Here is a 12,289-nt window from a genome sequence, read left to right as displayed (position 1 = left end):
GCCATGTCAGATCAAGATACAACTTTAAATTCAGCAAACAACCATGAACTGGTTTATGGAATTAATGATCGTCCAAAACCAGTGGCCGCATTTTTTGCCGCATTACAACATCTATTGGCAATTTTAGTTCCAATTGTTACTCCTGGTTTATTAATTTGTGGTGCATTAAATGTTCCCGCACATGAAACCACCATGATTTTATCCATGTCACTGGTCATTTCAGGAATTGCAACTTTTTTACAATGCAAACGCGTTGGACCATTTGGTGCTGGTTTATTGATTGTTCAAGGTACCAGTTTTAATTTTATTGGTCCGATTATGGCAATTGGTGGCACCATGATTGCCAATGGAACACCATATCAACAAGTAATGGCAGCAATTTTTGGTGTGGTAATTTGTGGCGCATTTATTGAAATGGGTGTTTCCCGTATTTTGCCATGGATTAAACGATTGATTACCCCTTTGGTTACTGGAATTGTCGTGCTATTGATCGGCCTCACACTAATTAAAGAGGGTTTGATCAGCATGGGGGGTGGTTATACTGCCATGGCAGATGGAACATTTGCCAATAGCGATAATCTCATTATGTCCTGTAGTGTTTTAGCCATTATTATTTTATTAAACCGATTGGCCTTTGTCTGGGTCAAAAGCGCTGCAATTTTATTGGCACTGGTAATTGGCTATATTCTTGCTGCTTTTATGGGACATCTGGATTTTTCTGCCTTACAGCAGGCACCAGTGTTTCAATCACCGACACCTTTACACTTTGGTTTGAGTTTTTCCTGGTCGTTGTTTATTCCACTTGCTTTTATTTATCTGGTGACCTCACTCGAAGCCATTGGTGATGTTACAGCAACCAGTAAAATTTCCAGAGAACCTGTTTCAGGTGAAACTTGGATGCAACGTATTAAAGGTGGCGTATTGGTCAATGGGGCAAACTCCTTACTGGCAGGAATCTTTAATACATTCCCAAGCTCAGTGTTTGCACAAAATAATGGTGTAATCCAGCTCACTGGTGTTGCCAGTCGTTATGTTGGAATCTGGATTGCAGCTTTATTAATCATTTTGGGCTTATTTCCAAAAATTGCCGGGATTATCCAAGCTGTCCCTCAGGCAGTTTTAGGCGGTGCCGTAATGGTCATGTTTGGTGCTGTTGCTGCATCTGGAATTAATATTCTTTCAGGAATTAAATTGGACCGCCGTGCTTTATTGATTATTGCTATTTCCTTAGGATTAGGTTTAGGAATTGCTCAGGTTCCTGATTTCTTGAAGCATCTTCCTCAGTTGATTCAAAATATTTTTAGTTCAGGTGTCGCTACTGGTGGTATTGCCGCACTTATTTTGAACATGTTACTTCCTGAACAAAAAACAGAAAATCCTTAACATTTACAGATAGAACCCACTTTCTAGTTTAATGATTGGAAAGCGTTTTATCATGAATACTTACCAGTCTGGAGATCAGTTATGGATGCAAAAAGTGAAGTTATTCTTCGTCAGGATCATGACTGGCTTGGGACAACCCTTTTGGTTAATCCGCCACAAGATATTTTAGCCACACATTTTCAACAGTCTTTGATCTGGACATGGAATTATGCAGATCATCATTATTTTACACATCAGAATTTTACCTCATATTTTGATATTGTCCCGCCACAACAAGCATTTCAGCAAATTATTATTTTTATTCCCAAAGCCAGACAACAGCTTCAATATGTATTAGATCAATGTGCTGCGCTACTACAACAAGGTCAACAAATTTTTCTTGTGGGAGAAAAAAAAGCCGGAATTGAAGGTGCAGCCAAACAATTGGCTGATTATGGCAAATATCTGAAATTAGATAGCGCACGACACTGCCAACTTTGGCAGCTTACTTTATGTAAAGAACATCATGCAAAACCATTACAGCATTGGATCAGCACCTATAGTCTTGATATTTTTCAACAACGTATCACAATTTGTGCTTTGCCGGGCGTATTTAGCCAGCAACATCTGGATATCGGTACTGCGGAATTATTACCCTACCTCTCTCAGGTTAAGTCTGGAGAAATTTTGGATTTTGGTTGCGGTGCTGGAATTATTTCTATCTTGCTGGCCATACAAAATACAAATAACTCAATGACTGCTGTAGATATTGATGCCTTTGCATTAGAATCCACGGCACGCACATTTGCAGAAAATGACCGCAGCACGCAATTAAAAACCATTGCAATTACAGATATTCAGGATATTCCTGAAAATTTTGATGCCATTGTAAGTAACCCGCCTTTTCATCAAGGGATTAAAACCCATTATCAGGCCAGTGAAAATTTATGTCAGTTTGCTTTTGATCGTCTTAAATCAAAAGGTGAATTATGGATTGTTGCCAACCGTTTTCTGAATTATGCCCCATTTATCGAACATCGCTTTGGGCATTGTCAGATTAAAACCGATCAAAACGGTTTTAAAGTACTTTATGCAAAAAAATAATCAGGCTTAGGACTATCTATGAGTGAAGTTTCAAATCAGCACCTTCAACGTCAATTAAGTGCTCGTCACTTAAACATGATCGCAATTGGCGGCTCAATAGGTACAGGTTTATTTCTGGCTTCTGGCTCAACTATTGCCAATGCAGGTCCTGGTGGCGCATTGCTTGCCTATGCTGTCATTGGAATAATGATTTACTTTTTAATGACCAGCCTGGGAGAACTTGCCACACATTATCCAAGTTCTGGAGCATTTTTTACCTATGGCAGCAAATACGTTGAAGAGGGTTTCGGTTTTGCGCTTGGCTGGAACTATTGGTATAACTGGGCCATTACCGTAGCTTTTGAGCTGGTAGCTGTTCAATTTATCATGAAATTCTGGTTTCCCGATATCCCTGGATTTTGGTGGAGCTTGATTTTTTTATGTATTATTTTTGGTATTAATGCCTTAACTGTTAAAGGTTTTGGGGAAAGTGAATTTTATTTTTCACTAATTAAAGTACTTGCGATTATTGTCTTTGTTGGACTAGGTATCTACATGATTATTCATATCATGAGTTCCGCTCCAGATCACATTCTCAAAAATTGGACACTTAAAGATGCGCCATTTGCAGGCGGTCTGCAAGCCATGATCGGCGTAGCCATGATTGCCGGTTTTTCTTTTCAGGGAACTGAAATGGTCGGTGTTGCTGCCGGTGAATCAAAAAATCCAGAAAAAACCATTCCTCTGGCCATTAAACAAATCTTCTGGCGAATTTTACTATTTTATATTCTATGTATTGCCATCATTGGAACACTGATTCCCTATGATGATCCATTACTACTAAAAGCAGCAGATAACAATGATATTTCACTTTCACCATTTACATTGCTGTATGAGAAAGCAGGGTTAGCATTTGCCGCCAGCGTAATGAATACCGTAATTCTAACCGCAGTGCTATCAGCAGGGAACTCTGGCATGTATTCATCAACCCGAATGTTATGGAATATGGCAAAAGAATGTCGTGCACCTAAAATTTTTGCAAAACTCGATCATCGTGGGGTTCCCATGAATGCTTTGTTCGCAACAACTATCATTGCTGCTTTTTGTTTACTTACCTATTTTGTCAGTGAAACAGAAATTTATTTCTGGTTACTCAATATGTCAGGCATGTGTGGATTCATTGTCTGGCTAGGAATCGCCATTTCACATTATCGTTTTCGTAAAGGCTATATTAAACAAGGCTATCGTTTGGAAGATTTGCCATACCGTGCCAAATTATTTCCATTTGGTCCATTGTTTGCGTTTGCACTATGTTTATTTATTACTCTAGGACAAAATTATCAGGCATTTATTTCTAATCAAATTGACTGGAAAGGTATCGTATCAACGTATATTACTATCCCAATGTTTCTGGCAGTTTGGCTAGCGTATCGAATCAAACATAAATCCCGCTTGATTAGCTATGCAGAAATGGATGTTACACCTTATAAAGACGATGATCAGTCACAATTACCTTCTTAATTATTTATGCCAATACTTACTGAATTACTCCAAAGGTAATTCAGTTGCAGGTACGGGTTTAGAAAAATAAAATCCCTGTATTTGCTGACAACCCAGCTTAGCTAAAATTTCAACTTGTTTAACATTTTCAACACCCTCAGCAGTTACAATCAGTCCCAATTTAGTTGCCAGTTCAATAATACTGGCTAAAATAATTTCCTGTTTATAATTCGACTCAACATCGACAATAAATCCACGATCAATTTTCAATTCATCTACAGGTAAATCCTTTAAATAAGAAAAACTTGAGTATCCTGTACCAAAATCATCAATTGCAATCAGAATACCCAACTCTCGAAGTCGTTTAAAATTCTGCACACTCTTATCAATTTTCCGCATTGCTGTGGTTTCAGTAACTTCAATCATTAAGTGTTTTGCCTGAATACCATATTTATTGATTACAGCACTTAATCGCTCCAATAAATATTGATGTTCAAATTGTAATGCGGAAAGATTAATCGATACCGGAAAATAATCCTTCTGTTCTTTTTCCCATTGCTGAATTTGTTTACAGGCCTGCTCCATTACCCAATAACCTACATCAATAATTAATCCGGTATTTTCTATAATTTCAATAAAATAATTTGGCCCGACAATACCAAGTTTTGGGTGCTGCCAACGAATCAATGCTTCTAGACCACTCAACACTCCTGCAGGTGTATATTTGGGTTGATAAAATAAAACAAACTGCCGATCAGCAACAGCCTTATTTAATTCATTTAATAATTGCGAACGCTCTTTAATCTTTTGAGTATCGATAGATGGATCATAAAAACTATAGCTATTACGCCCTTGATCTTTTGCTGCATACATTGCAATATCTGCATTAATCAACAATTCCTGCAAATTATTTCCATGTTCGGGATAAAGTGCAATTCCCATACTGGCTGAAATTTTAATTTCCTTATCGGCAATATAATAACTATGATGAATTTCACGTAATATTCGATTAGCAAGAATTTTTAAACGATCAATTCGTGTCACAGCCGTAATTAACAAAAACTCATCTCCGCCAAGATGAATAAAAGTCATATTCTTTAGCAAGACCTGATAAATACGCTCTACAACCTTTTGTAATAATTGATCACCAACTTGATGTCCATACGCATCATTTACAACCTTGAAATAATCTAAATCCAGATGTAAGAAAGCAATATGATTTCCTGCAATTAATATTTTTGGAACATTTTCATTCAAAAATGCCCGATTAGGCAGCTTAGTTAAATGGTTTTGTTGTATTGCTTTTTCTAATTGCTGATTAAGTGAATGTAATGCAATATCTTTTTCCTGAAGTCGACGTTCCAGTAAAGAAACAAAGATAATAATTGCACACACTAGACCAAGAATAAGAATGATACTAAATATAAAAATTGCATGATTTTGTATTGATGTTGGTAATTGAATATGGTCTACCCGAATAAATTCTACTGCAGACATGCCTAAATAATGCATACCAACGATACTCATCCCTAAAATTGAGGCAGTCAAAATTAGCATATATCGTGGAGAATCATTCGTAGTATGTTTGTATTTTGCTGAGAGAAAAAATGATAGTGTGGCACCACCAATCGCAATAAATACGGATAAGACAACAACAATTGGATCATAAGAAATTTTATAACCCGGAATATTCAGCCCCATCATACCAGTATAATGCATGCCAGAAATTCCTAATCCCAACAAAACAGCACCAATCATCAAACGAGGAAGTGATATTACTTGTCTGGAATTGAGCCACAATGCAAAAGTCGCTGCAATTGCTGCAATAAAATAAGAAATAATAGTAAACTGTATATCAAAGTAATAACCATCTGGGAAAGAGCAGGCCAGCATACCGATATAATGCATCAACCAAATTGCAAGCCCTAAAATCGCTCCACCACCCACCAGTATCCATTTTTCTGCTTTTTGATGAGGTTGCGTAAACATAAGTTGTCTAACAAGTAATGCTAGATAACATGCTACAATTGCAACAACAATTGAAATCAAAACCAACGGTATTGAGTATTCGATATGAATCATAAAATATCCGTACCAAGTTTAAGCATCATGTGTTAATCCGGACTCGATTAACTTACTCTAAAATTTCAAAAATATTTTCATCTTTTATCTAAGTTACTATAATAAAGTTCTGTTCTGAACTCTCCCTTGTATAAATAATGAAATACGCCTAATCTATAATTTGCTATATCAGAACATTCATGCATTTGAAGAACAGATAAAATGTACTCTTCATCAATTTTAGATCATATCGCTATTTTCAAAATATAACAGCAAATAAATTTTTTCTTTTAAATAAAAAAACCCATTGCATCATTTCTGATTCAACAGGTCTATTTTGATAAATTCAGGTTAATTATCTGTTACAAAAGCAATATTAGATAAACCTGCTTCTGTTGCATGCCCCATGACCTGAGCCACAGTATCATACTTTGCTTCTTTATCTGCCCGAAGTTGGATTGCTGGCTTTTCAGGGGATTGTGCTGCTTGCTGTAATTGTTGTGTTAACTGATCCATACTTACAACTGTACCATTAACTGCCACCTGATTATCTGCACTAATACTAATCGAAAATTCTTTTGGTGGCGGTGGCTGAATTTCAGCCGTAGTTTGTGGCAATGTCAATGGAATAGATGGATTCGCAACCGTTGCTGTCACCAAGAAGATGATCATTAATACCAGCATGATATCAATCAACGGAATGAGATTCATCTCCGTCATGCCTTGATTATCATCTTCTCCTAATGAGAATGCCATTATGCCTGACCTCCAGCATATTGAGTTTTACCATTCACTACAGCTTCTGCAACTGCTGATTTTTGATCCTGTAAAATAGTATCAATCAATAAACCATGTGCATAATCTTGTAGATCATTGGATAATGTACGATTTTGACGAACACAAATGTTATAAGCCAGTACTGCTGGAATCGCAACAGCCAGACCCAAACCGGTCATAATCAAAGCTTCACCCACAGGTGTAGCAACTTGTGCCAGGCCAGCCTGACCGCTACTACCTACCGCAACCAATGCATGGAAAATTCCCCAAACTGTACCGAATAAGCCGACAAATGGTGCAATTGAAGCGATCGTTCCCAAAACTGCTACACCTTTATCAGCTGCAGATTTTTCACGAGAAATCTGTTGTAATAGTGCTTGTTCAGCAGCAGATTTACGCTGATCATAAGTTAATGCACTGATTCGTGTTTTAAGGTTTTCAACCGCAGTTTGTAAATGCTGTTTTGCCTGTTGTTTAATTTGTTTGGTACCCAATAAACGGATCACAAAAAAAGTCCATGTCGTAATCGACATTGCAAGCAAGATAAAATACAGCGTTTTACTTACCGCATCTGCATGTTGCCAATACACTGAAAAGTTCATTATTCGAACTCCTTAATTCAAATATTTCGGTTTAGCCCTGCGGCTGATTATTGGATATGAATAGGAAGGTCTGCATACACAGGCACCCCAACACCACTAACAATATATGGATTAAAACTTGCTCTTCTCACCGCTCGTAACACTTCATTATCAATTCTGGAAACACCGCTACTTTTAATCAGTGTCACATTGGTAATCTTGCCTCGAGTATCAGCACTAATACGAACAACAACCGTACTACTATTCGCTCTATCCAGATCTGATTTTTGAATACTTGGCTTAGGGCGTGACTTCCAGCTAATTTCACCTTCAGAAATTTGACGTGGTGAAGTATCTACTGGTGGTTTTGTTTCCTTCGCAGGTTCTGAAGTCTTCTGAGGTGTTGTAACTTTGGTTTCAGATACAGTAGTAGAGCTCAACACTTTTGTTTCCGCTGGAGGCTGATCTACAACGGGTTTGTTCTGTACAGGCTGTTTAACCTGTTGAACTTTTGGTGGTGCTTTTGGTGGCTGAGGTCGTGGCTTCTCCACAATTTTAACTTTTTGTGGTTTAGGCGGCTCTTTAGGTTTTTCTGGCTGTTTTGGTTTTGGAAGCTCAGGTTTAGGCTCCACAATTTTTACAAAACGTACTTGTACGGGTTTAGGTGGTTCAATTGGACGTAATTCAATTGGCTTCATGTGTGCAAGCGCCCATAAAGCACCCACATGACCAACCAGCACAGCCGCAATCACAACAACCTTTTTGGTATTTGGTGTCGGATTGGGAGAAGATGCTACAGAAAGTTGACCCATTCGGGATATCCTAATTTGTAATGTCAAAATACTAAACTCATAATATATAAGTATAGCACTTAAAATTTTCGCCCATCATGATAAATGAGAAGTGTTTTCATTTTCAAGCTTTTTATTTATTTTTTTAAATCATAAAAAACGCAGTTTAGACTGCGTTTTTCGATAAAAGATTGCATTCAAAGAGATTATTTATTGAAAAACAACTGTTTTATTTCCATCAACAATAATTCGGTCTTCCAAATGCCATTTTACTGCACGAGCTAATACATTACGCTCAACATCTTCACCCATTTCACGTAATTGCTCTACTGTGCAATCATGGCTTACACGTTCAACGTCTTGCTCAATAATTGGCCCTTGATCCAGATCAGCAGTCACATAATGTGCTGTCGCACCGATCAATTTTACACCTTTTTCATACGCTTGTTTATAAGGGTTGGCACCCACAAACGCTGGTAAGAAGGAATGATGAATATTAATGATTTTCATTGGCCATTTGTTGACAAAATCCTCATTCAGAATTTGCATATAACGGGCAAGGACCAATAAATCATTTCCTTGCATTAATTCATCAATTCTTGCATAAGCTTCTACTTTATTGTCTTTATTCACAGGAACAACGGTAAACGGAATACCAAAATTCTCTACAGATTCCCTTAAATCTTCATGGTTTGAAATAACTTGTGTAATTTCACAAGGCAATGAACCACGAGCATGGCGCCATAATAACTCTAGTAAAGCATGGTCAACTTTGGAAACTAGAATACCGACTTTTTTGATATCACGTACACAGCTTAAATGCCATTGCATGGCATATTTTTCTGCAACATTTTTTTGAAATGTATCAATTAAAGCATCCTGACGAGTTTCCAGATGATCCAGCTCAAATTCAACACGCATGAAATAACGCCCACCTTGCGCCTCAGTTGCATATTGATCCAAAGCCGTAATGTTTGCACCTTGATGATATAAAAAACTCGATACCGCCTGCACAATGCCTGGGCGATCCTCACATGTAATCAACAAACGTGCTGTATTCACTGTAGACATATTCATTTTGCTTTAATTCACATCAATTTGAAAAACGCACTAGTTTACTCTTTTTTAGCTTAGATCGTTCTGATTTTTTCGTTATTGATTGACTTTAGCTCGGCAAGCTTCACAAAAAAATTAAAATTTTTGGTTCCTGCCATAAGTTGCTGATCATTTAAATGGCTTTCTTGAGTCAAATAAGGTGCTTCCAAAAATAAAATTTGTCGCAAGCCATACCACATCCAGCGCTCAGAGAGCTGTTCCTGTTTATTTAACCCGATTCCCTGCAAAAAATTCATCCAGTTAGTCAAAATTAACCAAATATTAATAATCAATGCCTCAATTTCTTCAGAAGAAATTCGCATTAATCCAGCAACAACAAAAGCTTCATAAATTCGTCTTGCCTGCAACATTACCTCAATCAAAAAATGCTGATATTTTTCTTTAAACTGTTCATTATAATCAAGAAGATACTGAACATCGCGATGCAAAAAACGATAATGCCATAACTGATGATTCAATTGCCGAAAATATTGAATTTTATCTTCACCAGTGACTTGACGATTTTCTGGAATTGCCAATACATTGAAAATACTCTGTTGATATTGCTGAAATAATGCATCAATAATCTGTTGTTTATTTCGATAATGGTAATACAAATTACCCGGACTCATTTGCAATGCTTCAGCAATATGATTGGTGGTCACCAAACGTTCGCCACGCAAATTAAACAACATCAAACTCACATCCAGAATTCGTTGTTTGGTTTTTGATGCTTTCACCAATATGATCCTTCCATATTTTTTTGCTAAGGTAGATGACACTGCTTAAAACTTGACTAATTAGAGCTTTTACTCTAAAAATAAATTTATCTTATCTTTTTCCTCATGGCAAACCATAATGAATAACTTAACTTCTCATCATTCAGAATCATCCATTATTACCCTGAATGCTCAAGTGTTAAATGATTTGCTAATTGAACAAAAACGAGCATATAACCGCTTACCCAATGCTTCTTACGCAGAAAGAATCAAGCGATTGTCTACCTTACAAAGAATTATTATTAAATATCAGGATGATTTTGCTACAGCAATTAATCAGGATTATGGTAACCGAGCAATTGGTGAAACAAAAATAGGCGAAGTCCTGACCTGCCTTGAACAGATCCAATACTATAAAAAGAATATCAAACAGTGGATGAAACCATCAAAACGCCATATCGCCCTAATCCATCAACCAGCAAAAGCTTGGGTTGAATATCAACCATTAGGTGTAATTGGCATTATTGCACCATGGAATTATCCCCTGCTTCTTTCTGTCGGCCCTTTAATTTGTGCCTTAGCAGCCGGCAACCACGCCATGCTAAAAATTTCCAGTGCGTCCTATAACTTTGGCAAACTACTAGAAAAAGCTTTAGCAGAAGCATTTCCCAAAGAATTGGTTTGTGTAATCAATGGTGGTGGTACAATTTCTGATGCCTTTAGCCATTTAGCCTTTGATAAAATTGTTTTTACTGGTTCAACAAGTGTAGGCAAAGTGATCATGCGCGCTGCATCGGATCATCTAGTGCCAGTAATTCTTGAACTTGGCGGGAAATCTCCTGCAATCATTCATCAGTCCATGTCATTACAGGATGCTGCACAACGCATTGTGGCAGGGAAATTATGGAATGCAGGGCAAACCTGTGTTGCGCCAGATTATTTATTTCTACCTCGTGGACAAAGTGCTGAATTTATCCAACATTACAAAAAATATGTTAAAGCGCTTTATCCTAGTCTAAAAGACAATCAGGATTACACCTCAATCATTAATGACAAACAATATTTGCGTTTACAGCATTATCTAGAGGATGCACAAAAAAATGGCGCACAAATTATTGAAATCAATCATGATAATTCAGATTTAAGTACAACTCGAAAAATTGCGCCAACACTCCTTACACATGTTTCATCCGATTTACAAATTATGCAAAATGAAATCTTTGGTCCGATTCTTCCACTGTTAGAATATGATACAATAGACGACGTAATTGAGTTTATTAATGCTCGTCCCCGCCCTTTGGCATTGTATTATTTTGATTACAATAAAGATCGGGCAAATTATGTTGCCAGTCATACCCACTCTGGGCACTTTGGTCATAATCAGGTGTTAACACATGTTGCACAGGACGACTTGCCTTTCGGTGGTGTAGGTGCATCAGGAATGGGAAAATATCATGGCCCTGAGGGTTTCGTCAGTTTTTCGCACGAACGCTCCATGATGTCCAACCCAAGATTTTATTCTCTGAAATATATCTTGCCACCTTTTAATAAATCAATTCACAACTTCCTGTATAAGACACTTTTAAAAAAGTGAGCTTTCTATAGGTTTTGATCATTATATAAACCATTAATCAGGTTTAATGATTGATTTAGGCGGGTGTACTTGTGTTTTAGCTCATTTTTTGGTATAAAACGCCCCTTGAATAAGTTCACCCAGTTTTACTTTTACTGATGAGCTTAACAATCGATTATTGTTTAGCTGAATCAATGGAGTTCACCATGTCTAAGGTTTGCCAAGTTACCGGCAAGCGTCCAATCGTTGGTAACAACGTTTCGCACGCAAACAACAAAACCAAGCGCCGGTTCGAGCCGAACCTGCACCATCACCGCTTTTGGTTAGAAAGCGAGAAACGCTTTGTTCGTTTACGCTTGTCTAGCAAAGGTATGCGTATTATCGACAAATTGGGCATTGAGAAGGTTGTTGCCGATCTTCGCGCTCAAGGTCAAAAGATCTAAGGAGTCATTGCCATGCGTGATAAGATTCGTCTAGTTTCAAGTGCTGGTACTGGTTATTTCTATACCACTACTAAAAACAAACGTACTATGCCGGAAAAAATGGAAATCAAAAAATTTGATCCAAAAATCCGTCAACACGTAATTTTTAAAGAAGCTAAAATCAAATAATTTTAGCTTTTGGAAAAAAGCGGCTCTTTGGAGTCGTTTTTTTTTGCCTATAATTTCACATATTTGTTAAACTTTAAAAATTAGAATATTGGCATTATTCATGCTTATATTATCCCCCCTTAACCCATTCTGATTA

General features: G+C 37.2%; 12 protein-coding genes. 6 read left to right on the top strand and 6 right to left on the bottom strand.

Features of this window, described 5'->3' with window-relative positions:
• Nucleotides 1-3: 3 nt before the first annotated feature.
• From F4V57_RS09440 to F4V57_RS09430, 3 genes are all read left to right on the top strand, one after another.
• Nucleotides 4-1,383, top strand: a complete 1,380-nt coding sequence (locus F4V57_RS09440) for a uracil-xanthine permease family protein (protein ID WP_070068491.1) — start codon at nt 4-6, stop codon at nt 1,381-1,383.
• An 81-nt stretch (nt 1,384-1,464) separates the two neighbouring features.
• Nucleotides 1,465-2,466, top strand: a complete 1,002-nt coding sequence (locus tag F4V57_RS09435; RefSeq protein ID WP_070068492.1) for a class I SAM-dependent methyltransferase — start codon at nt 1,465-1,467, stop codon at nt 2,464-2,466.
• 18 nt (nt 2,467-2,484) lie between these two features.
• Nucleotides 2,485-3,966, top strand: coding sequence for an amino acid permease (locus F4V57_RS09430; RefSeq protein WP_070068493.1), 1,482 nt, complete (start codon nt 2,485-2,487; stop codon nt 3,964-3,966).
• A 24-nt stretch (nt 3,967-3,990) separates the two neighbouring features.
• On the opposite strand, the gene F4V57_RS09425 is transcribed toward F4V57_RS09430, so the two are convergent.
• From F4V57_RS09425 to F4V57_RS09400, 6 genes are all read right to left on the bottom strand, one after another.
• Nucleotides 3,991-6,027, bottom strand: a complete 2,037-nt coding sequence (locus F4V57_RS09425; protein ID WP_070068494.1) for a bifunctional diguanylate cyclase/phosphodiesterase — start codon at nt 6,025-6,027, stop codon at nt 3,991-3,993.
• A gap of 330 nt (nt 6,028-6,357) precedes the next feature.
• Nucleotides 6,358-6,762, bottom strand: coding sequence for an ExbD/TolR family protein (locus F4V57_RS09420; protein ID WP_070068495.1), 405 nt, complete (start codon nt 6,760-6,762; stop codon nt 6,358-6,360).
• Nucleotides 6,762-7,385: a MotA/TolQ/ExbB proton channel family protein gene (locus tag F4V57_RS09415; protein WP_070068496.1), complete on the bottom strand. Its 624-nt coding sequence runs from the start codon at nt 7,383-7,385 to the stop codon at nt 6,762-6,764. Before F4V57_RS09415 ends, F4V57_RS09420 begins: the two co-directional genes overlap by 1 nt.
• Nucleotides 7,386-7,432: 47 nt before the next feature.
• Nucleotides 7,433-8,176: an energy transducer TonB gene (locus F4V57_RS09410; protein ID WP_070068497.1), complete on the bottom strand. Its 744-nt coding sequence runs from the start codon at nt 8,174-8,176 to the stop codon at nt 7,433-7,435.
• A 189-nt stretch (nt 8,177-8,365) separates the two neighbouring features.
• Nucleotides 8,366-9,232, bottom strand: coding sequence for a formyltetrahydrofolate deformylase (gene purU, locus F4V57_RS09405; RefSeq protein WP_070068498.1), 867 nt, complete (start codon nt 9,230-9,232; stop codon nt 8,366-8,368).
• A 53-nt stretch (nt 9,233-9,285) separates the two neighbouring features.
• Nucleotides 9,286-9,999, bottom strand: a complete 714-nt coding sequence (locus F4V57_RS09400) for a TetR/AcrR family transcriptional regulator (RefSeq protein ID WP_171257510.1) — start codon at nt 9,997-9,999, stop codon at nt 9,286-9,288.
• Nucleotides 10,000-10,108: 109 nt separating this feature from the next.
• Here F4V57_RS09400 and F4V57_RS09395 point away from each other — a divergent pair, with 109 nt between their 5' ends.
• From F4V57_RS09395 to rpmG, 3 genes are all read left to right on the top strand, one after another.
• Nucleotides 10,109-11,563 carry a coniferyl aldehyde dehydrogenase gene (locus F4V57_RS09395; RefSeq protein ID WP_070068499.1) on the top strand — a complete coding sequence of 485 codons (1,455 nt, stop codon included), beginning with the start codon at nt 10,109-10,111 and terminating at the stop codon, nt 11,561-11,563.
• A gap of 185 nt (nt 11,564-11,748) precedes the next feature.
• Nucleotides 11,749-11,985: a 50S ribosomal protein L28 gene (rpmB, locus tag F4V57_RS09390; RefSeq protein ID WP_070068500.1), complete on the top strand. Its 237-nt coding sequence runs from the start codon at nt 11,749-11,751 to the stop codon at nt 11,983-11,985.
• 12 nt (nt 11,986-11,997) lie between these two features.
• On the top strand, nt 11,998-12,153 hold the full coding sequence (gene rpmG / locus F4V57_RS09385) for a 50S ribosomal protein L33 (protein WP_001205031.1): 156 nt from the start codon (nt 11,998-12,000) through the stop codon (nt 12,151-12,153).
• Nucleotides 12,154-12,289 lie beyond the last annotated feature (136 nt).

It is taken from the genome of Acinetobacter qingfengensis, from assembly GCF_008693185.1.
GTDB lineage: Bacteria > Pseudomonadota > Gammaproteobacteria > Pseudomonadales > Moraxellaceae > Acinetobacter > Acinetobacter qingfengensis.
The sequence above is the reverse complement of the archived record's forward strand: the minus strand, read 5'-3'. Positions and strand labels throughout refer to the sequence as shown.